The organism is Herbaspirillum sp. Her4 (assembly GCF_057961335.1).
The window spans coordinates 5,417,697-5,444,047 of the sequence record NZ_CM176330.1 but is presented as its reverse complement, the minus strand read 5'-3'; the positions used below and the strand labels follow the sequence as shown (position 1 = coordinate 5,444,047).

General features: G+C 64.8%; 20 protein-coding genes. 19 read left to right on the top strand and 1 reads right to left on the bottom strand.

The window, feature by feature from the left end; genetic code table 11:
• Positions 1–20 precede the first annotated feature (20 nt).
• From ACWFUC_RS24635 to ACWFUC_RS24600, 8 genes are all read left to right on the top strand, one after another.
• Positions 21–2,207 carry a DNA polymerase III subunit gamma/tau gene (locus ACWFUC_RS24635; protein ID WP_489623674.1) on the top strand — a complete coding sequence of 729 codons (2,187 nt, stop codon included), beginning with the start codon at positions 21–23 and terminating at the stop codon, positions 2,205–2,207.
• An 85-nt stretch (positions 2,208–2,292) separates the two neighbouring features.
• On the top strand, positions 2,293–2,619 hold the full coding sequence (locus ACWFUC_RS24630) for a YbaB/EbfC family nucleoid-associated protein (RefSeq protein WP_008331542.1): 327 nt from the start codon (positions 2,293–2,295) through the stop codon (positions 2,617–2,619).
• Positions 2,620–2,717: 98 nt separating this feature from the next.
• Positions 2,718–3,020 carry a YciI family protein gene (locus tag ACWFUC_RS24625; protein WP_034332759.1) on the top strand — a complete coding sequence of 101 codons (303 nt, stop codon included), beginning with the start codon at positions 2,718–2,720 and terminating at the stop codon, positions 3,018–3,020.
• Entirely contained in the window at positions 3,017–3,613 is a 597-nt protein-coding gene (gene recR / locus ACWFUC_RS24620) for a recombination mediator RecR (RefSeq protein WP_034332758.1), read from the top strand. The genes ACWFUC_RS24625 and recR overlap by 4 nt, the downstream gene beginning before the upstream one ends.
• Positions 3,614–3,965: 352 nt before the next feature.
• Positions 3,966–5,213, top strand: coding sequence for a CaiB/BaiF CoA transferase family protein (locus tag ACWFUC_RS24615; RefSeq protein ID WP_489623673.1), 1,248 nt, complete (start codon positions 3,966–3,968; stop codon positions 5,211–5,213).
• 92 nt (positions 5,214–5,305) lie between these two features.
• The gene (locus ACWFUC_RS24610) at positions 5,306–6,343 is read left to right on the top strand and encodes an ABC transporter substrate-binding protein (protein ID WP_034332751.1); all 1,038 of its coding nucleotides are present in this window, start codon (positions 5,306–5,308) and stop codon (positions 6,341–6,343) included.
• Between the two features lie 142 nt (positions 6,344–6,485).
• Positions 6,486–7,295 (top strand): ABC transporter ATP-binding protein, encoded by an 810-nt coding sequence (locus ACWFUC_RS24605; protein ID WP_489623672.1) that lies wholly within the window; start codon positions 6,486–6,488, stop codon positions 7,293–7,295.
• A 36-nt stretch (positions 7,296–7,331) separates the two neighbouring features.
• Positions 7,332–8,183 carry an ABC transporter permease gene (locus ACWFUC_RS24600; RefSeq protein ID WP_039784186.1) on the top strand — a complete coding sequence of 284 codons (852 nt, stop codon included), beginning with the start codon at positions 7,332–7,334 and terminating at the stop codon, positions 8,181–8,183.
• A gap of 40 nt (positions 8,184–8,223) precedes the next feature.
• On the opposite strand, the gene ACWFUC_RS24595 is transcribed toward ACWFUC_RS24600, so the two are convergent.
• Complete coding sequence (locus tag ACWFUC_RS24595; RefSeq protein ID WP_134223174.1) at positions 8,224–9,306, bottom strand: LacI family DNA-binding transcriptional regulator; 1,083 nt, start codon at positions 9,304–9,306, stop codon at positions 8,224–8,226.
• Between the two features lie 252 nt (positions 9,307–9,558).
• On the opposite strand from ACWFUC_RS24595, the gene ACWFUC_RS24590 reads away from it, so the two are divergent.
• From ACWFUC_RS24590 to ACWFUC_RS24540, 11 genes are all read left to right on the top strand, one after another.
• Positions 9,559–10,515 (top strand): SMP-30/gluconolactonase/LRE family protein, encoded by a 957-nt coding sequence (locus tag ACWFUC_RS24590; protein WP_489623671.1) that lies wholly within the window; start codon positions 9,559–9,561, stop codon positions 10,513–10,515.
• A gap of 55 nt (positions 10,516–10,570) precedes the next feature.
• Positions 10,571–12,037 (top strand): NAD-dependent succinate-semialdehyde dehydrogenase, encoded by a 1,467-nt coding sequence (locus ACWFUC_RS24585; protein ID WP_039784195.1) that lies wholly within the window; start codon positions 10,571–10,573, stop codon positions 12,035–12,037.
• A gap of 80 nt (positions 12,038–12,117) precedes the next feature.
• Positions 12,118–13,854, top strand: coding sequence for a solute:sodium symporter family transporter (locus ACWFUC_RS24580; protein ID WP_489625582.1), 1,737 nt, complete (start codon positions 12,118–12,120; stop codon positions 13,852–13,854).
• A gap of 43 nt (positions 13,855–13,897) precedes the next feature.
• Entirely contained in the window at positions 13,898–15,940 is a 2,043-nt protein-coding gene (locus ACWFUC_RS24575; protein ID WP_489637387.1) for an alpha-glucosidase, read from the top strand.
• On the top strand, positions 15,940–16,701 hold the full coding sequence (locus tag ACWFUC_RS24570) for a sulfite exporter TauE/SafE family protein (protein ID WP_134223169.1): 762 nt from the start codon (positions 15,940–15,942) through the stop codon (positions 16,699–16,701). Before ACWFUC_RS24575 ends, ACWFUC_RS24570 begins: the two co-directional genes overlap by 1 nt.
• 18 nt (positions 16,702–16,719) lie before the next feature.
• A complete protein-coding gene (gene araD, locus ACWFUC_RS24565) occupies positions 16,720–18,462 on the top strand; it encodes an L-arabinonate dehydratase (protein ID WP_489623668.1) in 1,743 nt (580 codons plus the stop codon).
• A 10-nt stretch (positions 18,463–18,472) separates the two neighbouring features.
• Entirely contained in the window at positions 18,473–19,321 is an 849-nt protein-coding gene (locus tag ACWFUC_RS24560; RefSeq protein WP_240733755.1) for an HpcH/HpaI aldolase family protein, read from the top strand.
• Complete coding sequence (locus ACWFUC_RS24555; RefSeq protein WP_489637386.1) at positions 19,321–20,220, top strand: aldose 1-epimerase; 900 nt, start codon at positions 19,321–19,323, stop codon at positions 20,218–20,220. The genes ACWFUC_RS24560 and ACWFUC_RS24555 overlap by 1 nt, the downstream gene beginning before the upstream one ends.
• A complete protein-coding gene (locus ACWFUC_RS24550) occupies positions 20,217–21,038 on the top strand; it encodes an SDR family NAD(P)-dependent oxidoreductase (protein ID WP_420105419.1) in 822 nt (273 codons plus the stop codon). The genes ACWFUC_RS24555 and ACWFUC_RS24550 overlap by 4 nt, the downstream gene beginning before the upstream one ends.
• A gap of 90 nt (positions 21,039–21,128) precedes the next feature.
• Positions 21,129–22,256, top strand: coding sequence for a porin (locus ACWFUC_RS24545; protein WP_489623666.1), 1,128 nt, complete (start codon positions 21,129–21,131; stop codon positions 22,254–22,256).
• Between the two features lie 156 nt (positions 22,257–22,412).
• Positions 22,413–26,219: an ATP-binding protein gene (locus ACWFUC_RS24540; RefSeq protein ID WP_489623665.1), complete on the top strand. Its 3,807-nt coding sequence runs from the start codon at positions 22,413–22,415 to the stop codon at positions 26,217–26,219.
• Positions 26,220–26,351: the final 132 nt, after the last annotated feature.

Genomic DNA, 26,351 nt, shown 5'->3' with positions numbered 1-26,351 from the left:
AAGCCCACAGCAGCCACTCCATGTCCTATCAAGTTCTCGCCCGTAAATACCGTCCCCGCAGCTTCGACACCCTGGTCGGCCAAGAACACGTCGTGCGCGCGCTGACGCACGCGCTCGAACAGCAGCGGCTGCACCACGCCTATCTCTTCACCGGGACCCGCGGCGTGGGCAAGACCACGCTCTCGCGCATCCTGGCCAAGTCGCTCAACTGCGTCGGCCCTGATGGCACCGGCGGCATCACCGCTGCACCCTGCGGCGTGTGCGAAGCCTGTGTGGCCATCGATGCCGGCCGCTTCGTCGACTACATCGAAATGGATGCCGCCTCCAACCGTGGCGTGGACGAGATGGCGCAGCTGCTGGAGCAGGCCATCTATGCACCGTCGAATGCACGCTTCAAGGTCTACATGATCGACGAAGTGCACATGCTCACCAACCACGCCTTCAACGCCATGTTGAAGACGCTGGAAGAGCCGCCGGAGCACATCAAGTTCATCCTGGCCACCACCGATCCGCAAAAGATTCCCGTGACCGTGCTGTCGCGCTGCCTGCAGTTCAACCTCAAGCAGATGCCGCCCGGCCACATCATCGGCCACCTCGACAACATCCTGAACCAGGAGGGCATCGAATTCGATCCGCCCGCGCTGCGCCTGCTGGCGCAAGGGGCTTCGGGTTCCATGCGCGATGCGCTGTCGCTGACCGACCAGGCCATCGCCTATGCCGCCGGCAAGGTCACCCTGGAAGCGGTGCAGGGCATGCTGGGTGCGCTGGACCAGTCCTACCTGATCCGCGTCCTCGATGCGCTGGCGGTGCAGGATGGTGCCGCCTTGCTGGGTGTGGCCGATGACATGGCCACCCGCAGCCTGTCGTACAACGCCGCCCTGCAGGACCTGGGCACGCTGCTGCACCAGATTGCACTGGCGCAGGCAGTGCCGGCGGCGCTGGCCGATGACCTGCCCAATCGCGAAGATATCCTGCGCCTGTCCGCTCAGTTCAGTCCGGAACATGTGCAGTTGTTCTACCAGATCGCCGTCCACGGCCGCAATGAACTGGGCCTGGCCCCCGATGAATATGCAGGTTTCAGCATGACGCTCCTGCGCATGCTGGCCTTCCGCCCGGTCAGTGCCAGCGCGAGCGGTCCGGTACCGGCAGCGCCCGCGCCGGGTGGTGCTCGTCCGGCCACGCCGCGCCAGGCTGCCCCGTTGCTGGCGCCGCAGGCGGCCGTGACCAGTGCGCCGGTCAGCCGCGCGCAACCGGCCGCTGTACCCGCTGCTGCGCCGGTCGCACCGGCCTCAGCGCCTGCCGCAAGCCCGACGGCCGCAGCGGCGCCCGCACCAGCAGCACCGATGCCTGCGGCACCTGCAGCACCCGCAGCCCCGACATCCGCCCGTGAAGCTGCACTGATGGCCTTGCGTGGTGGCAAGGGCGGCAAGGGCGCTGCCCGACCCGCCGCGGCTACGCCAGCCCCGGCACCCTCAGCGGTCCCGGCAGCAGCTGCGCCGATGGCCAGCGCGCCGGCCGCCGCTCCAGCTGCCGCAGCGGCACCGGCTCCCAAGGCTGTCCGTGCCGCCTCCGCCATGCCGCCGGACATGCCGGAACCGCCGCCGTTCGATTCCATCCCGCCCTGGGAAGATGACACCGGTGCGTCCGCCATGCCGCCGTCCGCCCCCATGCCGGAGTTCGCGGAGCAACGCATGCAGGCTGCTCCCGCCGCTGCCCCAGCGCCAGCCGCACCGGCCTCCGCAGAACCCCCCGCGCCCCAGCGCCCGGCCGCCACGCCCGCACAGCAGCAGGAAACCGCGCGCATCGCCGCCGAACTGGGCTGGGATGGCCACTGGCCGACGCTGGCTGCCAGCCTCACCACGCTGCGCGGCGTGGCGCACCAGATGGCATTTCAGAGTGAACTGGTACGCTGTGAAGCGCTCAATGGAGGCAATGTGTGCTTCCATCTGCGTATCCCGCTGGAAACCTTGCGCTCCTCGGGCAGTATCGAAAAACTGATCGCCGCCCTGTCCGAGCGTTTCGGCAAGGAAATCCGCGTCGAGACCGAGATTGGTGCCGTCTCCGATACCGCCAACGCGGTGGCCGAGGCCGAACGGGCCGAGCGCCAGCGCAAGGCCGAACAGAAGATGAAGAGCGATCCCTTCGTGATGAGCATGATGCGCGAGTTCGGTGCCACCATCGTGCCGGGGTCGATCCAGGCGTTGTGAGACGTGCACGGCGCTGCTGGCGAGATTGCCGGCCGCCGAGCCAAACGCGATAGAATTCCGTGAATTGAAACAAGGAGCAATGAGCATGATGAAAGGTCAACTGGCAGGTCTGATGAAGCAAGCACAGGCCATGCAGGACAACATGAAGAAGGCCCAGGAACAGCTGGCCAGCATCGAAGTCGAGGGCCAGTCCGGTGCCGGCCTGGTGAAGGTGGTGATGACCTGTAAAAACGACGTCAAGCGCGTCTCCATCGACCCGTCGCTGCTGGCGGACGACAAGGACATGCTGGAAGACCTGGTCGCTGCAGCCTTCAACGACGCCGTCCGCAAGGCCGAAGCCACCGCCCAGGAAAAGATGTCCGGCGTGACCGCCGGCATGCCGCTGCCCCCGGGCTTCAAGATGCCGTTCTGATGCTGTGCCGGCCCGGTGGCTGCGACCGCCGGGCGCAGGCAGCATCGCGCAGGACAGTCTGATTCTGATGGAATGCAGGATTGCTTAGTGGAGGCACCATGTTCATCGTCTCGATCACGTACACCAAGCCGGCAAGCGAAATCGATTCCTTGCTGACCGCGCACAAGAAATTCCTCAACCAGCAATATGCCGAAGGCGTATTCCTGATGTCCGGCCGCAAGGTGCCGCGTACCGGCGGCATCATCATTGCCGACTGTGCCGACCGTGCCGAGATCGAAGCCATCATGGAATCCGATCCCTTCTTCATCGGCGGCGTGGCCGAATACGAGATCATCGAATTCGTCCCCTCCATGACGGCCGAGGCACTCGAAGCCTTCCGCTATTCCGTAGACCGCAATTGAAAACGCCCTCCAGTCTCACCCTCCTGACCGAATCGCTGCGCCGGCTGCCCGGCATCGGCCCCAAGACCGCGCAGCGCATGGCTTTCCACCTGCTGCAGCACGACCGCGACGCCGCCGCCGGCCTGAGCCAGTCGCTCACCAAGGCGCTGGAGACCATCCGTCACTGCGCCCTGTGCAATACCTTCACCGAGCAGGTGGTCTGCGAGACCTGCCAGGACAGCCAGCGCGACCACACCCAGCTGTGCGTAGTGGAGTCGCCCTCGGACCAAGTCATGATCGAGCAGACCCTGACCTTCAAAGGCCTCTATTTCGTGCTCATGGGCCGGCTCTCGCCGCTGGACGGCATCGGCCCGCGCGACATCCATCTCGAAAAACTCATCACCCGTGCCACCGATGGCGTAGTCAGCGAAGTGGTGCTGGCCACCAACTTCACCAACGAAGGCGAAGCCACCGCCCACTACATCAGCGAAACGCTCAAGGCCCGCGGCCTGAAGGTGAGCCGCCTGGCGCGCGGCGTACCGGTCGGGGGCGAACTGGAATACGTGGACGCCGGCACCATCGCCCGCGCCATGCTGGATCGCCGTTCGACCTGAACCCGAGGCGACCGCAAGATCCGCACGAATCGCGGACGAGATCGTTTTCAGATGAAAAACTTGCAGGCATGACGTCGCCGATGCAGGTCAAAATGCGCGACATCGCGCGCATGCTGCAATAGAATGTGGGCTTGCCGGCGTGCACGTACGACGTCAGGCCAGGAGCCGCAAGGGGGTGACCTACCCACATACCGCGCACTGCTCTTCGCCCGCCGCGCAGCATCACCCGAATCCATCGCATTCCAGGACACTGGCCAATACCCCACAAGAGCCCGGTCCGCAGCATCGACCAAGAGGAGAACACCGGAGCGCCCGCGCAGGCCGCGCCTGCCAGGCATCCGGTGCAAGCACGATGAGCACAGCCACATCCAAGCCCGGCCCGCTGGCCGGCATCAAGGTTCTTGAACTGGGCACGCTGATTGCGGGTCCTTTCTGTTCGCGCATGCTGGCCGAGTTCGGTGCGGAGGTCATCAAGATCGAAGCGCCCGGTGATGGCGACCCCCTGCGTCACTGGCGCGTGCTCAAGGACGGCACCTCCCTGTGGTGGTCGGTCCAGGCGCGCAACAAGAAGAGCATCACCCTGAACATGAAGGATGAGCGCGCCCAGCAGATCGCCCGCCAGCTCGCGCTGGACGCCGATGTCATCATCGAGAACTATCGCCCGGGCGTGCTCGAGAAGTGGAAGCTCGGCTATGAGGACCTGAAGCAACTCAATCCCGCCACCATCATGGTGCGCCTGTCCGGCTACGGCCAGACCGGGCCGCTGCGCGACCTGCCGGGCTTCGGTGCCATCGGCGAATCGATGGGCGGGATCCGCTACGTTTCCGGCCATCCGGACCGGCCGCCGGTACGCATCGGCATTTCCATCGGCGATTCCATCGCCGCGCTGCACGGTGTGATCGGGGCCATGATGGCGCTGCGCCATCGCGATGTCAGCGGTGGCCGCTGGAACGGCAAGTCCGGTGCGGACTGCGTGGCAGGGCAGGGCCAGATGGTCGACGTGGCCTTGTACGAAGCGGTCTTCAACATGATGGAATCGATGGTGCCCGAGTTCGATTTCGCCGGCGTGGTGCGTGAACGCACCGGCGGCGCGCTGCCCGGCATCGTCCCCTCCAACACCTACACCACCGGCGAAGGCATGAACATCGTCATCGCCGGCAATGGCGATGCCATCTTCAAACGTCTGATGAGTGCCATCGGCCGCGACGACATGGCCAATGATCCGGGCCTGGCACGCAACGATGGCCGCGTGCCGCGCACCGAAGAAATCGATGCCGCGATCCAGCAGTGGTGCAGCACGCAGACCATCGATTCGGCCCTGGCCACGTTGCAGGCAGCTGACGTCCCGGTCGGCAAGATCTACTCCGTCAAGGACATGATGAACGATGCCCAATTCCTGGCGCGCGACATGTTCGAGCAGCACCAGTTCGCCGATGGCACGCCGGTCAAGCTGCCGGGCATCACGCCCAAGATGTCGGAAACGCCCGGCCAGACCCGATGGCTGGGCCCGGAGCTGGGTGCCCACAGCGATGAAATCCTGCAATCGCTGGGGTATGATGAGGCCCACATCAAGAAGCTGCGGGACGCAGGCGTGGTCTGAAGCAGCATGACAAAGGCAGGCACCGGCACGGGGTCGCCTGCAACAAGCTGGACAACAAGCAGCACCCCCCATCCACACACGGAGGAGACACAATGAAATTGAGCTGGAAGCAATTGCTGATCGCCGCTGGCCTGTTCCTGGCCGGCTATTTTTCATTCAACGGCAGCGCCGGCGCGCAGGCGCTGGAAAAACCCAAGGTCTCCATCGCCGTGGGTGGCAAGAACCTGTTCTACTACCTGCCGCTGACCATTGCCGAGCAGCTCGGCTATTTCAAGGATGAAGGCCTGCAGGTCGAGATCTCCGACTTCGCCGGCGGTGCCAAGGCGCTGCAGGCCATGGTGGGCGGTAGCGCCGACGTGGTCTCGGGCGCTTTTGAACACACCATCAACATGCAGGCCAAGAACCAGCCCATCGTCGCCTTCGTGCTGCAGGGCCGGGCGCCGCAGATCGTGCTGGCGGTCAACAACAAGACCATGCCCAACTACAAGACGGTGGCCGACCTCAAGGGCAAGAAGATCGGCGTCACCGCTCCGGGCTCCTCCACCAGCATCATGGCCAGCTACGTGCTGGCCAAGGCGGGCCTGAAGCCTACCGACGTTTCCTTCATCGGCGTGGGGGCGGCAGCCGGTGCCATCTCGGCGATCCGCTCGGGCCAGATCGACGCGATCGCCAACCTCGATCCGGTCATCTCCATGCTGGAGCAGAACAACGAGATCAAGGTCGTCGCCGACACCCGAACCCTGAAGGACACCAATGATGTCTTCGGTGGCCCGATGCCGGCGGCAACCCTGTATGCACCGGCGGCCTTCGTGCAGAAGTATCCCAACACCACGCAAGCCCTGACCAATGCCATGGTGCGCGCGCTGAAGTGGATCCAGAAGGCCGGTCCCTCCGACATCATCAAGGCCGTCCCGGAAAGCTATCTGCTGGGCGACCGTTCGCTCTACATCGATGCCTTCATGAAGGTGCGCCAGGCCATTTCGCCGGACGGCTACTTCCCGCCGGGCGGTCCGGATACGGCGCTGCGCACGCTGAAGGCCTTCGAGCCCTCGCTGGCGGACAAGCAGATCGATCTGTCCAAGACCTTCACCAATTCCTTCGTACAGAAGGCCAACGCCAAGTACAAGTAAGCACAGGCCCGGCGCTCCCGGCCCGTGCGAACGCACCGCAAATGCCCGGCAACGGGCATTTGCGCATCTTGGGCCGGGAGCGCTGAGCTTCCTTTCAAGTTCTTTCGTCTCCTCCAACCGGGCCGCAGCCGCCCGCACCACCATGACGCCAGCACTCCAGTTCGACAACATCACCTGCACCTTCGTCTCCAAGGACGACCGTTCCCAGCGCTACACCGCCGTGGCCAATACCGACCTCTCGATTGCGCCGGGTGAATTCGTTTCCGTAGTCGGCCCCACCGGCTGCGGCAAGTCCACCTTGCTCAATGTCGGGGCCGGATTGCTGCAACCGTCCTCGGGCAGCGTCAAGGTCTTCGGTGAGGAACTCAAGGGCATCAACCGCCGCGCCGGCTACATGTTCCAGGCCGAGGCGCTGATGCCCTGGCGCAGCGCGCTGCAGAACGTGATCGCCGGCCTGCAGTATCGCGGCCAGGATGAAAAGGCGGCACAAGCACTGGGTGAACAATGGCTGGCGCGCGTGGGCCTGCAAGGCTTCGGCGACCGCTATCCGCACCAGCTCTCCGGCGGCATGCGCAAGCGCGTGGCGCTGGCGCAGACGCTGATCCTGGACCCGGACATCATCCTCATGGACGAACCTTTCTCCGCGCTCGATATCCAGACCCGCCAGCTGATGGAAAACGAAGTGCTGGACCTGTGGAACGCCAAGAAGAAAGCCGTGCTCTTCATCACCCATGATCTGGATGAAGCCATCGCCATGTCCGACCGCGTGATCGTATTGGCGGCCGGCCCCGGCACGCATCCCATCGGTGAATTCAGGATCGACCTGCCGCGCCCGCGCGACGTGGCCGAGATCCGCATGCATCCGCGTTTCGTCGAACTGCACCAGCAGATCTGGGACGTGCTGCGCGATGAAGTGCTCAAGGGCTATCAACAACAGAAGCGCGCAGCGTAAGCCGTACCGAAAAGATCAGGGAAGAGAATCTGCATCATGTGGAAATTATTTAAACCGAATCACAAGAACATCCGTTTCTGGCAGTTGATGGTGTTGGCCATCGTGCTGCTGGTCTGGCACGTGGCGACGCGCAATCCGCAGACCGCCTTCTTCTTCGGCGAACCGCTGAAGGTGGCGCAGCGCATCTGGGAATGGTTCACCGTCGGCAGCGGCTCGCTGGAAGTGGGCATGGGCGACACCACCTTCTTCACGCTCAGCTTCCCGGCAGAAATCTATTCACACCTGTTGATCACGCTGACCGAAACCGTGCTGGCCTTCATCATCGGCACCGTCTTCGGCCTGGCCATCGGCCTGTGGCTGGCACTCTCGCCGACCGCTTCGGCCATCCTCGATCCCTATGTGAAGGCCGCCAACTCCATGCCGCGCGTGATCCTGGCGCCGATCTTCGCGATGTGGTTCGGCCTGGGCATCTGGTCCAAGGTGGCGCTGGCGGTGACGCTGGTGTTCTTCATCGTGTTCTTCAACGTCTACCAGGGCGTCAAGGAAGTCAGCCCGGTGGTACTGGCCAATGCCCGCATGCTGGGGGCCAATGCACGTCAGCTGCTGCGCACGGTCTACCTGCCCTCGGCCACTTCATGGGTGTTTTCCAGTCTGCACACGTCCATCGGCCTTGCCTTCGTCGGGGCGGTGGTCGGTGAATACCTGGGCTCGGCGCGTGGCGTGGGCTACCTGATCCTGCAGGCCGAGGGCAGCTTCGACATCAACACCGTCTTTGCCGGCATCGTCGTGCTGACCATCTTTGCGCTGGTGCTGGACCTGGCCGTGGGGGTGATCGAGAAACGGCTCATGAAATGGCAGCCCAAGAGCGGGGAGACCGAAAAGCTCTGACGAGCATTGATTGAAACAGGCCGGCATCTGCCGGCCTGTTTCATTTGAAGCGATGGCTCGAACTCTGGCGCAGGATCAGTTCGAAACCGACATCGACCACCTTGGTGGCGCCATCGTCACTATCCTCTTCCTGTTCTGGCGCTTCGTCGCGCTGAAGTTGCGCCAGCAGTTCTTGCGCCACGCGCAGACCGATTTCCGCTGCATGCGGTTGTACCGTGGTCAGCGGGGGGACGCAAACCTGCGAATACGGCAGGTTGCCGAAACCGGTGACGGCCAGTTGTCGCGGCACTGCCAGTCCCCGGTGCTGTGCCTCGAACAGTACCCCCAGGGCCAATACATCGTTGGCGCAGGCCACCGCCTGCAGGCCGGGTTGCTGCTTGAGGGCCTGGCGTAGCGCGAGGCCGCCGGCAGCAGGTGACACATCATTGCCGGTATCGATCACCAACGGTTTGATGCCATGCCGTGCCAGTGCCTGGCAAAATCCATCGCGCCGTTGACCGGCGCGCCGGTCGGCGTCCATGCGCGCCCCCACGAAGGCGATACGGGTGGCACCCTGCTGATGCAGGTGCGCCGCCATCACTTCGCCCACCGCCACGTGGGAAAAACCGACCTGCAAATGAAACGGCTCTTCGCCGATCTCCCACATTTCCGCCACGGGGGTATCGGCCATGCGCAGCAAGGTGCGCGTGGCTTCATTGTGATGACATCCGGTTACCACCAGCGCCGTTGGCGACCAGGAGAGGAAAGTGCGCACCAGCTCGGTTTCACGCTCCAGGTCGTATTCGGTCGCACCCAGCAGCAGTTGGTAGTCGTGGCGATCAAATTCCTTTTGCAAGGCCGCCACCGTCTCGGTGAAGAAGGCGTTGCCCAGCGAGGGCACGATCACGCCGATCGCCCGCGTGCGCGCCGCCGCCAGGCTGCCGGCCAGCTTGTTGGGCACATAGCCCAGGGTGTCGATGGCGCGCTTGATGCGCGGCGACAGGCGCGGCGAGACAGCCTCGGGATTGCGCAGGTACAGCGAGACCGAACTGGCCGAGACCTTGGCGCGCGCGGCGACATCTTCCATCGTGACGCGATTGGTGCCGCGTCGGCTGCGCGCGGCGGTCTTGTTGTTCTGGGACATGGGACGGTGAGGGCGGCCGGGCCGCAACAGTGCATCAAGCGGCCATTTTAGACGCAGCAGGTCCCCCAGTCATGCGCTGCTTGTCCGGCCACTCTCCACGGGGGGGCCGGGGAGTTCCCTTGGCCGATTTCCGCTACCCGCATGCCGGTGCCAATTCCAATTGACAAGAACAATTTCGCAGCGCTATTATTTCACAGCGCTGCGAAAGCGTGTTTCTGTGCTCATTCCCCTCACTTTCATGCAGGACACAGGATGTTGAATTCACTCGCTGCCGCAGCCGTCCCCGCTGTACCGCGCCCGCTGCAGGTGCTGCTTGAGGGCGTGCCCGCTTTCGAGCCGGTCTGCGTCCTGCCTGCCGCCGCCGCGCTGGGCGAATGCCCGCGCTGGGATGAGCAGCGTCAGCACCTGGTCTGGGTGGATATCCTGAAGCAGCGACTGCACCGCTATGATCCCGCCACCGGCGAGGACAGCTACGTCACTCTGCCGGAAGCGATTGGCTGCGTATCACTGGGTGAGCACGGCGGCTACATCGCCGGGCTGCGCTCAGGTCTGTGGGAACTGGACGGAGCAGGGCAGCTGCAGCAGCAACTGGCCGTCAATCCTGAAGATCAGACCGGCAGTCGCTTCAATGACGGTCGCTGTGATCCGGCCGGACGCTTCCTCGCCGGCACCATCGACGAACCGAAGTCCGGCGCGCGTGCCCACCTCTATCGCCTGCGCCCCTCCGGCGCTCTGGAGGTCCTGGCCGATGGCCTGCTCACTTCCAACGGATTGGCCTTCAGCCCCGACGGACGCTGGATGTACCATTCCGACACCCCCAATTTCGTCATCTGGCGGCGCAGCTATGATCCGATCACCGGTGACTGCGGGCCGCGCCAGGTCTGGGCCACCACCACTCCCACGGCCACGGACCGGGGCCGCCCCGATGGTGCTGCGGTCGATGCCGAAGGACATTACTGGAGCGCCTTCTACGAAGGCGGTCGACTTGTGCGATTTGCCCCTGACGGAAGCGTCGTGGCGCGCTATCCCTTGCCCGTGCAGTGCCCCACCATGTGCGCCTTTGGCGGTGCCGACCTGCGTACGCTCTTCATCACCAGCGCCCGTGCCGGTCGGCCCGGCGAAGAGTTGGCGCAGCAGCCGCTGGCCGGCGGCTTGTTTGCCATGCGTACCGACGTGCCCGGCTGCATCGAGCCGCGCTGGCGCGGGTGAGCCGGCAACGTCCTCCAGTATCGAACCACTTTCACTCTCCAAGGATCTTCATCACATGCTTTCGCTCCACGATCCCGACCTGTTCCGGATGCAATGCCCCATTGGCGGCCACTGGCAGGATGCCCTGGATGGCACGACCATCGCCGTCACGGATCCTGCCACCGGCCTGATCCTGGGCACGGTGCCGGCCATGGGGACGGCCGAGACCCGCGCCGCCGTGCAGGCTGCGGAAGCGGCCTTGCCCGGCTGGCGCGCGCGTACCGCCAAGGAACGCGCCACGCTGCTGCGTCGCTGGCATGCGCTGCTGATCGAAAACCAGGAAGACCTGGCTTTGCTGATGACCGCCGAGCAGGGCAAGCCGCTGTCCGAGGCCAGTGGCGAGATCGCCTTTGCCGCCAGCTTCATCGAATGGTTTGCCGAAGAGGCGCGCCGTATCAACGGCGATGTCATCGCCAGTCCCTCCAATGACCGTCGTCTGCTCACGCTGCGCCAGCCTGTTGGCGTATGCGCAGCCATCACGCCGTGGAATTTCCCGGCAGCGATGATCACCCGCAAGGCCGCGCCGGCACTGGCTGCGGGATGCACCATGGTGATCCGGCCGGCCAGCCAGACACCGTATTCGGCGCTTGCCATGGTGGCACTGGCCGAGCGCGCCGGCATTCCGCCGGGTGTGCTCAATGTGGTGACCGGCCATCCCGAAGCCATCGGTGCCGAGCTGACCGGCAACCCGGTGGTGCGCAAGCTGTCCTTCACTGGATCGACCGCTGTCGGTGCGCGCTTGATGGCGCAGGGGGCCGGTCACATTCAGAAGCTGTCGCTGGAGCTGGGCGGCAATGCACCCTTCATCGTTTTCGACGACGCCGATCTGGACGCGGCGATCGAGGGCGCCATGATTTCCAAGTACCGCAATGGCGGCCAGACCTGTGTATGCAGCAATCGCATGTACGTGCAGTCCGGTCTCTACGATGCCTTCGTCGAGCGCCTGGCCAGCCGTGCCAGCAAGCTGGTGCTGGGCGATGGCCGCGCACCGCGTACCCAGATCGGGCCGCTCATCGATGCCCGCGCGCTGGAGAAGATCAGCGAACTGGTGGAGGACGCGCGCAGCCAGGGCGCGCGCATCGTCTGCGGCGGCACCCCGGTGGTACTGGAAGGCGATGAACAGGCGCGCTACTTCGCGCCCACCGTGTTGACCGGCGTGAAGCCGTCCATGCGCGTGGCACGCGAAGAGATATTCGGACCGGTGGCACCCGTGCTGCGCTTCGAAAGCGAAGAGGAAGTCATCGGCCAGGCCAACGATACCGAATATGGCCTGGCCAGTTATGTCTACACCCGCGACATGGCCCGAGTCTGGCGCGTCGCCGAGGCGCTGGAGTTCGGCATGGTGGGCGTCAACACCGGTCTCATCTCCACGGCGGAGGCACCGTTCGGTGGCGTCAAGCAGTCGGGCCTGGGTCGCGAAGGATCGAAGTACGGTATCGAGGAGTATCTGGAACTGAAATACCTCTGCCTGCAGGTGGCCTGAATGCCAGCCCTTGCAGCATGACGACAGGGCCAGTCCGTCGAGACGGCCCGAAGAAAGAATGAAGAAACTACAAGGAGACGATCATCATTACCCTACTCAGCTTCATCCTCTTTACGGCACTGGTGGCCTATGTGTCGTACCTGTTCACCCGGCGCGCCAAGGATGTCGGCGCGCGCGGCTACTTCATGGCCAGCGGCGGACTCAATGGCTGGTTCATCGCCGGCTCCATGATGCTCACCAACCTGTCGGTGGAACAGTTGGTGGGCTTGAACGGCGACGCTTACGCCCACAATCTCTCGGCCATGGCCTGGGAGTGCACCGCTGCGGTGGCGACCGTGGCGCTGGCCATGTTCTTCCTGCCGCGCTATCTGCGCGGCGGCTTCTCGACCCTGCCGCAGTTCCTTGAAGAGCGCTTTGACGCCACCACCCGCCGCGTCGTCAGTGCCTTCTTTGTCATCAGCTACATGCTGGTGGTCAATCCCTCAGGCCTGTACCTGGGGGCTATCACCTTCAACCAGGTGTTCGGCGTCCAGCAGGCATTCGGCACCTCCTATCCGGTCACCATTACCGCACTGGTGTGGATCTCCGGGGTCATCGGTGCGCTCTATGCAGTCTTCGGCGGCCTGCGTGCGGTGGCCGTATCCGACACCATCAACGGCGTGGGTCTGCTTATCGCCGGACTGATGGTGCCGGCGCTCGGGCTGCTGGCGCTGGGCCAGGGCGATTTTTTTGCCGGCCTGCACGTGGTCGCCACCGAAGCGCCGGAGAAGTTGTCGGCCATTGGCGGGGCGCATGATTCAGTCCCGTTCGGTACCGTCTTCACCGGCATGATCTTTGCGAACCTGTTCTACTGGTGCACCAACCAGTCCATCATCCAGCGCACCTTCGCGGCCAAGAATCTGGCCGAAGGGCAGAAGGGAGTGCTGCTGTCGGGGCTGCTCAAACTGATGGTGCCCATCATCATGCTGATGCCCGGCGTGATCGCCTATCACCTGTATGCCGGCACCCCCCTGGCGCGTCCCGACCTGGCCTATCCGCAACTGGTGGCCGACCTGCTGCCGTGGTGGGCCAAGGGCTTCTTCGTGGCCGTGCTGTTCGGTACCGTGATGAGCCACTTCAATGCCGTCATCAACAGTACCGCGACCCTGATCGCCTTCGACTTCTATCGCGTCTGGAAACCCGATGCCAGCGACGAGAAGATGATTCGCGTGGGCAAGATGGCCAGCATCGCAGTGGCTGTGATCTCGCTGTTGATCGCCCCGCTGCTGATGTTCGCGCCCGACGGCATCTACACGGTCATGCGCCGCTTCAGCGGCTTCTTCAACATTCCCATCATTGCGGTGGTGCTGATGGGCTTTTTCAATGGCCGCATTGATGCACTGCCCGCCAAGATCGTGTTGTTGCTGCATGTGATCGCCTACACCCTGCTGATCTTCGTCTTCAAGGTCGACAGCACTTATGGCATTCATTTCATCCATATCATGGGCATGCTGTTCGTCACCGAAGTGCTGCTCATGCTGGTGCTGGGCCAGTTCTTCCGCCGCGCACAGCCCTACCAGGCGCATATCCGTCAGCATGGCGATCTCACGCCCTGGCGCTATGCCAGTCGCATGAGCGTGCTGCTGATGGCCCTGCTGGTGAGTGTCTACCTGACCTTCTCGCCGCTGGGCGTGGCGCGCGCCGGCGGCGTGACCCAGCAGTACTACCTGTGGATGGGCCTGACCTGGGCCGTGGCCGTGCTGCTGCTGGTGGTGCTGCGCCGTCGCGTCCATGCCGCCGATGCTGGCCGCGCCCGCGCTGCCGCGGCTATCCGCTGAACCGAACCAAGCAAGGAATGCAATGACACACACAGGAAATACCATGCGCTGGACCCAGCATGAGGATGGCCGGCTCGAACTGGACGTGGCGGGCCGCCTGCTGCTTGCCCATTCGCCACAGGCGCCGGCAGTCTTCATTGGCTATGGCCGGGAGAGCGTGGCCATGTATCGCGGCAATTTCGACATCAGCGATTACGTCGAGGAGCGCATTGCCCTGCGCTGCGCACAGCACACGGTGCAGGCCGATGGCAGCGTGCAGGTCAGCTTTGCCCGCGATGCCCACAGCGAGCCCGAGCTGGTACTGATGGCGACCCGTCAGGCCCATGGCGTGCAGTTCAGCCTGTGCGCACGGTCGGGCAGCACCGCTGGCGCCATCGCCAACCGCCTCTGGTGGCGCGTGCCGGCCCAGACCGAGGAACACGTCTGGGGGTGTGGCGAGCAGATGTCCTACTTCGACCTGCGCGGCCGTCATTTTCCGTTGTGGACCTCCGAGCCAGGCGTCGGACGAGACAAGAGTACCTACCTGACCTGGCAGGCCGACGTCACCGCCAAGGCCGGTGGCGACTACTACCACACCAATTATCCGCAACCGAGCTTCGTGTCGTCGCAGCGCTATTGCCTGCACGCCGACACCACCGCCTATGCCGACTTCGATTTTCGCGCCGGGACGTATCACGAGCTGCAATTCTGGGCCATCCCCGAGCGCATCGAATTCCTGCTGGCCGATGATTTCCCGACCCTGGTGGAACGCATCTCGCAGCGCTTCGGCCGCCAGCCGCGCCTGCCTTCGTGGGTACTCGACGGCGCCATTCTCGGCCTGAAGAATGGCCGCGAACATGCCGCCACCATCCTTGAGCAGAGCCGCAGCGCAGGCCTGGCCGTCAGCGGCCTGTGGTGCGAGGACTGGGTCGGTATCCGTCAGACCTCGTTCGGCAAGCGCCTGTTCTGGGACTGGCGCTGGAACGCGCAGCGCTATCCCGGCCACGCCGACTGGCTGGCGCAATTGAAGCAGGAGGGCGTGCGCTTCCTCGGCTACGTCAATCCCTATCTGTGCGTGGATGGCGCGCTTTATGGCGAAGCACACGCCCAGGGATTCCTGGCGACCCACGCCGATGGCAGCGACTATCTGGTCGACTTCGGTGAATTCGATTGCGGCGTGGTCGATTTCACCCAGCCGGAAGCCGCGCGCTGGTTCGAGCAGCGCGTCATCCGCGACGAGATGCTTGACCAGGGCCTGGATGGCTGGATGGCCGACTTCGGCGAATACCTGCCCACCGATGTCACTCTGGCCAATGGCCAGTCAGCCATGCTGATGCACAATGCCTGGCCCACGCTGTGGGCCGAGGTCAACGCCCGCGCCATCGCCGACGCCGGGCGTACCGGCGACGCGGTGTTCTTCATGCGCGCCGGCTATACCGGTGTACAGGCGCACTGCCCGCTGCTGTGGGCGGGCGACCAATCGGTCGACTTCAGCCGTCATGACGGTTTGCAGACCGTGATCTGCGGCGCGCTCTCATCGGGGCTGCTGGGCAATGCCTACCACCACAGCGATATCGGCGGCTACACCAGCCTGTTCGGCAACCGCCGCACGCCGGAACTGTTCCAGCGCTGGGCCGAGATGGCGGCCTTCACCCCCATGATGCGCACCCACGAAGGCAACCGTCCCGACGAGAACTTCCAGTTCTGGCAGGACCCGGCTGTGCTGGCGCATTTTGCCCGGATGACGCGTCTGTTCGTCGGCCTGAAGCCCTACGTGGAGGAACTGGCCGAACAAGCCGCCACCCGTGGCCTGCCGCTGCAGCGTCCGCTGTTCCTGCATTACGAACAGGACCGCGCCACCTACGCCATACAGGACCAGTATCTCTATGGTCCCGACTTGCTGGTCGCGCCCGTGCATGCGGCGGAGGCCAACTGCTGGAGTGCCTACCTGCCCCTGGGCGATGACTGGCTGCATCTGTGGAGCGCTCAGCGCCACGCTGGCGGCCAGCGTGTGCAAGTGGCTGCACCGCTGGGCCAGCCGCCGGTCTTCGTACGGGCAGGCGCAGCACGCGCCGAGCAATTCCTGGCGCTGGCGCGGAGTCTCTGATGCTGCTCAACGGCATCGGCAGCCATCTGCTCTTCGTCGCTTGCGTGGCGCTGGCGACCTTCGTGCAGAGCCTCACCGGGTTTGCCTTCGGGCTGGTGCTGCTGGGACTGGTGGCGATGCTGCACCTGGCCCCGCTGGCGGTGGCGGCCAATGTCGTGACCGTCATGGTGCTGGCCAATGCGGCGGTGATCGTGCGCACCGCACCGGGCCTGCCGCGTGCGCTGATCGTGCCGGCCTTCGGCAGCAGCCTGATCGGCGTGGGGCTGGGCGCCTGCCTGCTGGCCTGGATGTCGGATCATGCCATCGGCGTGCTGCGGCTGGCGCTGGGCTTGGCCATTCTGGCGTGCAGCTTGTTGCTGGTGTTGCGGACGCAGGTGCGCGAGCAGCTCTCGTCTGCGCCTTCCTTCGCCTTTTTCGGCGTGCTCTCCGGGATCATGGGCGGCGTCTTCGCCAGTGCCGGTCCGCCGATGGTGTTCCACCTGTACCGGCAACCGCTGGACCGCGTCGTCGTGCGCGACACGCTGGTGCTGCTCTTTGCCGTCAACGCCGTACTGCGGCTGGTGATCGTGCTGGCTCAGGGCCGCTTCGACCATGCATCGCTGGCGCTGAGCCTGGAAGCGCTGCCGGTGGTGCTGGGCGTGACCTGGCTGGCACGCCGCCATCCCCCGCAGTGGTCACCGCTGACGGTCCGACGCATCGTGTTCCTGTTATTGCTGGTGGCCGGCGGCAGCCTGGTGGCCCCGGCGCTTTCCCCAACCTGATTTCAACGCTTCTACATCATGCAAGAAAAACGCAAACAACTGGCTGACCTGCGCAGTCAACGCTGGCTCGCTCCGGACGACATGCGCTCCTTCGCCCACCGCCAGCGCCTGCAGCAGATGGGATTGCGCCGGGAAGATTTCATGACCCGGCCGGTCATCGCGGTGATCAACACCTGGAGCGATCTCTCGCCCTGCCACGCCCACCTGCGCGAACGCGCCGAGGTGGTCAAACGCGGCATCCTGATGGCCGGCGGCCTGCCGGTGGAGTTGCCCGCCATGTCGTTGGGCGAAGTGATGGTCAAGCCCACCACCATGATCTACCGCAACATGCTGGCCATGGAAACCGAGGAACTGCTGCGTTCGCTGCCGATCGACGGTGCCATCCTCATGGGCGGTTGCGACAAGACCACGCCCGGCCTCATGATGGGCGCGCTCTCTGCTGATCTGCCTTGCCTCTACGTACCCGCCGGCCCGATGCTCAGCGACCGCTACAACGGACAGGTGGTCGGTGCCGGCACCCACACCCGCAAATTCTGGGATGAGTACGTGGCCGGCAACATCGACAAGGAAGAGTGGATCGCTCTGGAATCGCGCATGACCCGCGCGCCCGGTACCTGCAACACCATGGGCACGGCCAGCACCATGACCTCCATCGTCGAGGCCATGGGTTTCACGCTGCCTGGTGCCACCAGCATCCCGGCCATGGATGCGGCGCATCCGCGCATGTGCGCTGCCAGTGGCGAGCGGATCGTTGCCATGGTGTGGGAGGATCTGAAGCCCAGCTGCATCTTCAGCCGCGCTGCGGTAGACAACGGCATCATCGCTTACATGGCCCTGGGGGGCTCCACCAACGCCGCCATCCACACCATCGCCATTGCCGGACGCGGCGGCGTGGAGCTGACCCTGGACGATTTCGTGAAGGTCGGGGCCGGCATCCCGGTGCTGGCCGACATCTTCCCCTCCGGCACACGCCTGATGGAAGACTTCTACTATGCCGGCGGCCTGCCAGCACTGCTGGACCAGTTGAAGCCGCATCTGGCGCTCGACTGTCTCACCGTCACCGGTCTGAGCCTGGGCGAGAATCTGGCGCGTTGTGCGGCCAGCGCCCGCACTGCCAACGAAACCGCCATCCGTCCGCTGGACCAGCCGGTGACCGAGGGCGCTGCGTTGGCCGTGCTGCGCGGCAACCTGGCCCCCAACGGCGCGGTCATCAAGCCCAGCGCCGCCAGTCCGCACCTGCTCAAGCATCGCGGGCGGGCGCTGGTGTTCGATTCGATTGCCGAGATGAACGCCAGCATCCACGATCCTGACCTCGATGTCGATGCCGATACCGTGCTGGTCTTGCGTGGCGGTGGTCCCATCGGTGCACCAGGCATGCCGGAGTGGGGCAACCTTCCCATTCCCAAGAAGTTGCTGGCCGCCGGTGTGCGCGACATGCTGCGCATCTCCGACGCCCGCATGAGCGGCACCCACTACGGTACCTGTGTCTTGCATGTCTCGCCGGAATCTGCCGTGGGTGGCCCGCTGGCCCTGATCCGCACGGGCGACATCATTGAGCTCGACGTTGCCGCCGGCAGCATCAACGTGCTGCTCTCGGAGCAGGAGCTGGCTCAGCGCCGCGGCCAGTGGCAGGCTCCGCCGCTGCCGCGCCAGCGCGGCTATATCCGCCTCTACGTGGAGCACGTCTCGCAGGCCGACAAGGGCTGCGACTTCGATTTCCTGACCGGTTTCGAAACACCGGTCGAACCTTCCATTTTCTGATCGGACCCGTATGACTACATCCACCGCCTTCACCTCGCAGCGCTGCGATCCGGCTGCCAATCGTTTCGCCGGCATGCTGGCCCGCGCGCGGCAGAGCACCGCGCGCAGCACGCCATTGGGAACCTGGCTGATGTCGGGCGGCAGCGCCAGCGCCGAAGGCCTGTCGCACGCCGGCTTTGACTGGCTGCTCATCGACATGGAACATGTCCCGCTGGAATTCACCGACGTACAGAATCTGCTGCGCGCGGTGGATTGCGGCAGCGCCATGCCCATCGTGCGCCTGGCCAGCAATGATCACACGCTGGCCAAGCGCGCGCTCGATATGGGGGCCACCACTCTGATGTTTCCCTTCGTGCAGACCGTCGAGCAGGCCCGTGCCGCTGCAGCGGCCATGCGGTTTCCACCGCAAGGAACGCGTGGCTTTGCCGCCATGCACCGCGCCAGCCGCTACGGCACATGGAGCGAATTCGGTCGCCGTGCCGATGAAGCGGTGAGCTGCATCGTGCAGCTGGAAACGCCCGAAGCCATTGCGCGCCTTGAAGAGATCGCCGCCGTCCCGGGCGTGGATGCGCTCTTCCTCGGCCCCGGCGATCTGTCGGCGGCCATGGGCAAGATCGGCAATCTGGCCGATGCCGAGGTGCGCGCGGCCATTGCCGATGTAGCCCGCCGTGCGCACGCAGTGGGCAAGCCGGTCGGCATCGTCGGTCCGACGCCGCTGATGGTGCGCGAGTTCGTGGCGATGGGATATGACTACGTCGCCATCGCTTCCGACATGGGCATGATGATGCGCCAGGCCAATGCCTTCATCGCCGAGTTCGACCAGACCGCACCCCAGGCAAATGCCGGAGGACCTTACTGATGCCGGCCCCGTTGCTCGCGGTCGATTTGGTCCGGGGCGACTGGCAGGTGCGCGTGCTGCCTGCATTGGGCGGGGCGCTTGCTTCCGCCAACTGGCGCGGCCAGCCGGTGCTGCGGCCCAGTGCCGAAGAAGCGTTGCAGCAAGGACTGGTGCGGCGCAGCGCCTGCTATCCCTTGCTGCCGTTTTCGAATCGTATTGCCGACGCGACGTTCAGCTTCGAGGGCCGGGCGTATGTGCTCACCGCCAACTTCGACAACGAACCGCACGCCATCCATGGCCTGGGCTTCCAACGACCATGGCAGGTGCGGAGCAGCAGTGCGGAATCGGTCACGATGCAGCTGGAACATGCCTCACCCGCAGCAGGCGAGTGGCCCTTCGCCTTGCGCGCCACGCAGGTCGTCACGCTGGAGGGCGATGATCTGGTGCTGCAACTGGAGGTGAAGAACCTCGACCAGCGCCGGGCTCCCTGCGGCTTGGGCTGGCATCCTTTCTTCCCGCTGATCTCGGCGGCGCAACCCACGCAGTTGCAGACGCACTGGCAGGCCATGCTGCTCAATGGTCCCGACAAGCTGCCCTGCGGCAGCGTCCCACCCCCGGACACCAGACATCTCGACACGCTGACGATCGACAACTGCTTTACCGACTGGAGCGGCCAGGCCATCATGACCGGCCCGCATCACCGCATCACGCTGACCGCCAGTACGGCGTTGCGCTGCGCCGTGTTGTTCCGTCCGTCCGGACAGCCGTTCTATGCCTTCGAGCCGGTCAGCCATCCCAACAATGCACTGCATGGCATCGCCCCCGCCATGCACATCCTAGAACCCGGTCAACGCCTGGCAGGCGAGATGCGCCTGTCACTGAGCGCGGTGCCATCTTCTGATCCCAGGAGCGCAGCATGAACACCTCTCCATCCACCCCCCTTCCTCGCGCCAGCTATCCCTGGCTGGCCGGGCAGGTAGTCTTCATTTCCGGCGGCGCGTCCGGCATTGGCGAAGCACTGGTCAAGGCATTCTGGGAGCAGGGCGCGCAAGTCGCTTTCTGCGACATCGACCCGGCCGCCGGCCAGGCCTTGTGCCAACGCCTGGCCGCTCAGCCTGGCAGCGCTCCCGCGCGCCACACGCCCTGGTTTGCCGTCTGCGACGTACGCGACATTCCGGCCTATCAGGTCGTGCTGGACCACGCCGCTGCAGCACTGGGGGCGATCCGGGTGCTGGTCAACAATGCCGGTCGCGACACCCGCCATGGTCTCGATGAGCTGTCGGTAGAGATGTGGAACGACATGCTCTCGGTCAACCTCAGCCATCACGTCTTCGCGACCCAGCGCGTCGCACCCGGCATGCGCGAGGCGGGCGGTGGCGCGATCATCAATCTCGGTTCGATCTCCTGGCTGCGCGGCCGTCCCAACCTGATCGGCTACACCGCGTCCAAGGCCGCCATCTCGGGCATCACCCGTACCCTAGCGCGTGAGCTGGGCGAGGCCGGCATCCGCGTCAACGCGGTGCTGCCAGGCGCCGTGGTGACCGAACGCCAGACCGCGCTGTGGCGCGACGCCAGCTCGGACCGCCAGTTCCTCGACCTGCAGTGCCTCAAGTTCCGCGTCGAGCCCACGCACATCGCCGACAGCGTGCTGTTCCTGGCCAGCCCCCAGGCCGCCGCCGTTACCGGCCAGAACCTCATCGTCGATGCCGGCCTGGCCCAGGTCTCGGTAGTCGGCTGAGGCAGTGCGGATCACGCAAGCATTCATCCTTTCGCAGCGCTGCACAGACCTCCAAGCATTCATCCACGCATAACAACACCAGGAGACTTCATGCAATACAAAAAAATACCTCTCGCCCAGACCGCATGTTCCAGCCTGCGTCATCGTGCCCGCCTGCTGGCCATGATGGCCGGTGCCTGTCTGCTGGCCGGCGGCGTATCGACGGCACATGCCCAATCCTCCGTGACCTTTTACGGCATCGTAGATGCCGCCTTGCAGGTGGGCAAGTTTGATCGCAACGTTGCGACCACGCCGACGGTGGCCAGCGGCAACCTGCAAGCATCGCGCTTCGGATTTCGTGGAGCCGAAGACCTGGGCGGCGGTAACAGTGCCAACTTCCAGCTTGAAACCGGCTTCTCCACCGATACCGGCGCTGGCGGCGGCACGACCCTGTTCAATCGCGGCGCGTCGGTGGGCTTGTCCAGCCGGTCCTATGGCAGCATCGATGCCGGCCTCCTGTACCTGCCGATTTACTGGGTCTTCCTGAGTTCGGATGTATCGACCTACGGACTGGCCAACCCGGCGGCCATCATGTCGCTGGAACATTCTTCCACGCTGGGCACGTCCGGGACTGGCGGCTTCTATCCCAATGCGTTGCGCTACCGTACCCCGGTGCTCTTCGGCGGACTGACCAGCGAGATCGGCTATTCCTTCGGTGCAGAAAATGTCGGCGTACAAAGTGAAGCAGGCCGCAACATCGGTGCCAATGTGCAATATGCGCGCGACCGCTACACGCTGGGCTATGGCTACAACCGCTATCGCTACTATGCCGCCGCCTCCCCTGCAGTCGCATCCTCGCAGATCACCCAGGTGGTGGCCGCTACCTACAAGATCGGCAGCAACGTCGTGGGGGCCAACTACCTGCACTCGACCCGCTCCGATGCCACCGGCTGGTTCTCCTCGGCTGTCATGCTCAATGCCAGGATTGCGGTTGGGCAAGGCGATGTCGAACTGGGGGCCGCACGCCGTCTGCAGAACGGCGATGCCCATGCCATGGCCTATGACGTGGGTTACGTGTACTTCCTCTCCAAGCGCACCCAGCTCTATACCTACGCCACGACCATCCGCAACAACAGCCGCTCCACGCAAGGGTTTGCGCTGCTGAATTCGGCCTCCGCGACGGTCTCGCCCGGCTTCAGCCCTTGGGCGATCACGGCCGGCCTGCGCACCTCGTTCTGACCGCGCTGTTGTCGACGATCTACTCCTGGCCCGGGCGCACACGCCAGGCCCCGGGCGTCGTTTTTGTACACAAGGAGCAATAAAACGGGGCAATCGTCGCGATCGGGAGTAGCATGACCGCATATTGAAGGTTTCACGCACATAAAGGTCAGCGAAGTGGACGAACAACAGTCGGAATTCAGCTGGCTCTCCGGTGGTGGCGAGATGGGGAAACTGATTCGCGCGATGGACTGGTCGTCCACCCCGCTGGGTCCCCTCGATACCTGGCCACAAAGCCTGCGCACGGCGGTCAGCCTGTGCCTGTCTTCCACCTTCCCCATCCTGATCGCCTGGGGGCCGCACGACATCCAGATCTACAACGACGCTTATCGCCCCATCTGCGGGGCCAAGCATCCCGAGTCGATGGGCCAGGATTTCCGCATCTGCTGGGCCACCGCCTTGCCGGTGGTGGGTGATGCCTTCGACCGCGCGCATCAGGGCGAGGGCACCTACATCCGCGACCAGCGCATGTTCCTGGATCGTTACGGCTATCTGGAAGAAGCCTTCATGACCTTCTCCTTCTCGCCGATCCGGGTCGAGTCAGGCGAGGTGGGGGGCGTGTTCCACCCGATCTCGGAATCCACCGACAAGGTGCTGGGCGCGCGCCGCACCGCCGCCTTGCGCGAACTGGCGACCGCACTCGGCAAATGCCTCTCCATCGATGACCTGTGCCTGGGATTGGAACAGCGCCACGCCGCCATGGAACTGGACCTGCCTTTCACGCTCTTCTACCAGCTCGAAGGCGATGTCCTGCAGCGCCGCGGCTTGGCCGGCATCGCGGCCGATAGTACGCTGGCACCGGCCAGCGTACGTCTGGACGATGCGCAAGCCTGGCCTTTCGCGCAGGCTCTGGCCGAACAGCGCATGGTGCAGGTCGACGATCTGGCCGCGCGCTTCGGCCCCTTCGTGGCCGGGCCGTATGAAGAAGCCCCGGTGCAGGCCGTGATCCTCCCGGTCACCGTGGCCGGGATGGAACAGCCCTTCGGTTTCGTGGTCGCGGGCGTGAGTGCGCGCCGTGCGCTGGACGCCGAGTACCAGGATTTCTATGCCCTGCTGGGCGGAGCACTCAGCACGGCTGTCTCCAACGTGCTGGTCTACCTGCATGAACAGCGCAAGGCCGAGGAGCTGGCCCAGATCGACCGCGCCAAGACCGCCTTCTTCTCCAACATCTCGCACGAATTCCGCACCCCGCTTACGCTGATGGTCGGCCCGCTTGATGATGCCCTGGCCGATCAGGCCGAGCCGCTGGGACCGGCGCAGCGCAAGCGGTTGGAGGTCACGCACCGCAATTCGCTGCGCCTGCTCAAGCTGGTCAATGCGCTGCTGGATTTCTCGCGCATCGAGGCCGGACGCGCCAAGGCCAGCTTCGTCGCCACCGATCTGGCCAGCCTCACGGAAGATCTGGCCAGCGTATTCCGCTCGACCCTGGAAAAGGCCGGACTGCACTACGAGGTCAAGACCCCCCCGCTGCCCGAGCCGGTCTTCGTTGATCGCGACATGTGGGAAAAGATCGTCTTCAACCTGCTCTCCAATGCCTTCAAATTTACCTTCGAGGGCAGCATCACGGTGCTGCTGGAGCCGCTGGCGCACAGCGTGCGCCTGTCGGTTACCGACACCGGCTCCGGCATTGCGCTGGACCAGCAGGCGCGCGTCTTCGAGCGTTTCCATCGCATCGACAACGCGCACGGCCGCACCTATGAAGGCACCGGCATCGGCCTGGCCCTGATCCAGGAACTGGTCAAGCTGCATCACGGCCAGATCGGCGTGCACAGCGTGCCGGGCGCGGGCTCGACCTTCTTCGTCGAGATCCCGTTCGGCACCGCACACTTGCAGGCCGATGACGTGATCCGGGCCGACGCCGTGGCGATCAGCCAGGACCGCCAGCCCGGCCAGGCCTTTGTCGAGGAGGCGCAAGCCTGGCTGCCTGCAGCCACCTCAGCGCTGCTCTCCACGACGGCCGCCGAACCGGTCACCGCGGCGGCCCCGGCCTTGCCTCCGGCAGGCGACGCGGCGCATCCGGTACGCATCGTCATTGCCGACGACAACCGCGACATGCGCGACTACCTGCAGCGCCTGCTCGGTGACTACGCCGACGTGCAAACCTGTTCCGACGGCGAGGCCGCCTGGGAAGCCGTATGCGCCGCGCCACCGGACCTGGTCCTGAGCGACGTGATGATGCCGGTGCTGGATGGCTTCGGCCTGCTGGCCCGAATCAAGCGTGATGCGCGTACGCGCGAGGTGCCAGTGATCTTGCTCTCGGCACGTGCCGGTGAAGAAGCGCGCATCGAGGGCATCGCCGCCGGTGCCGATGATTACCTGGTCAAGCCCTTCGCGGCCACCGAGCTGTTGATACGCGTCAAGAGCCAGGTGGAAGCGGCACGTCGCCGGCAAGCTGCGCGCGAGGCGCTGCAGGCCAGCGAGCGCTATTTCCGCTCGCTGGTCGATGCCTCCACGGCCATCATCTGGACCACCAGCCCGGAGGGCCGCACCAACTATTTCAGCCGTCGCTGGCACGCCTTCACCGGCCTGCCGGCCAGCGCCATCGCCGATGGCGGCCATATCGCCTGCATCCATCCGGAGGACCGCGAGGCCGCCCTCGCCGAGTTCGTCCGCTGCCAGCAGACACGCAGCGCCTTCCACGCCGTCTATCGCTTGCGCCATGCCGATGGCGGCTATCGCTGGGTGATCGATTCAGGTACGCCCTTGCAGGCAGAGGACGACCAGCCCGGTGGTTTCGTCGGTGCCATCGTGGACGTGCATGAGGAACGCCAAGCCAAGCGCAACCTGGAACTGCTGGCGCAGGACCTGACCACCATCAACCGCCGCCAGCGCGAATTCCTGGTGACGCTGGCGCACGAGTTGCGCAATCCGCTGGCCCCGATCCGCAACGGGCTGGAAGTGATGAAGCTGATGGGGGCCGGCAACGAGCGCCAGCACAACATCCACCAGATGATGGATCGCCAGATCCGCCATCTGGCGCACCTGATCGAAGACCTGCTCGACATCTCCCGCATCACCGAGGGCAAGATCAAGTTGAGGAAGCAGCACATGTCGGTCAAGTCGGCGCTGGCCAGCGCGGTCGAGATCAGCATGCCGCTGATCGAGAAGAATCGCCACAAGCTGGAACTGGAAGCTCCGGAAAGCGACCTCTTCCTGCAAGCCGATACCCATCGCGTGGTGCAGGTGGTCAGCAACATCCTCAACAATGCGGCGAAATACACGCCCCCGGGCGGTCTCATCCGCGTGACGGCGCGCATGGATGGCGACGATGTCCTCATCAGCATCAGTGACAATGGCGTGGGACTGGCCGCCGAGGATATCGGCACGGTATTCGACATGTTCACCCAGATCCAGTCCGAGGTGGATCGCGCTCAGGGCGGCCTGGGCATTGGCCTGCACCTGGTCAAGCGGCTGGTGGACCTGCATGAGGGCAGCGTCTCGGTCACCAGCCCCGGCCCCGGCCTGGGAGCCACCTTCGCGGTGCGCCTGCCGCAGACCACGGCGCAGGACCGCAGCGAGGCGACCGGCGAGCTGCCCCAGGCGGAGAGCGGCAAGGGACTGGACATCCTGATCGTGGACGACAACTTCGATAATGCCGACATGCTGGCCATGCTGCTCAACTATCGCGGCCATGCCACCCATGTGGCCGGTAACGGGGCCGAGGCCTTGCGACTGGCGCAGGAGGTCAGGCCTGATGTCGGCTTCATCGACATCGGACTGCCCGACATGTCGGGTTACGCACTGGCCACGCAGCTGCGCGCGACCGAGGCGGGCGCGCGCATGCAGCTCATCGCGCTCACCGGCCGCGGTGCCGAGTCGGATCGCCAGGAAGCGGCCGCCGCCGGCTTCGATCACCACCTGACCAAACCGGCACCGCTGGAGCGGCTGGTGGCACTGCTGGCGGAGACGGGGCAGGGCAGCTGACCTAGGTCCGGAACGCGCTTCATCGAACCGAGCCAGGCAAAAAAAATGCTCCTCATTGAGGAGCATTTTTTCTTGCACGGGCGCTGCAACTTTCAGGTTAACGCCGGCGCAGCGCAGCGACGAACTGATGCG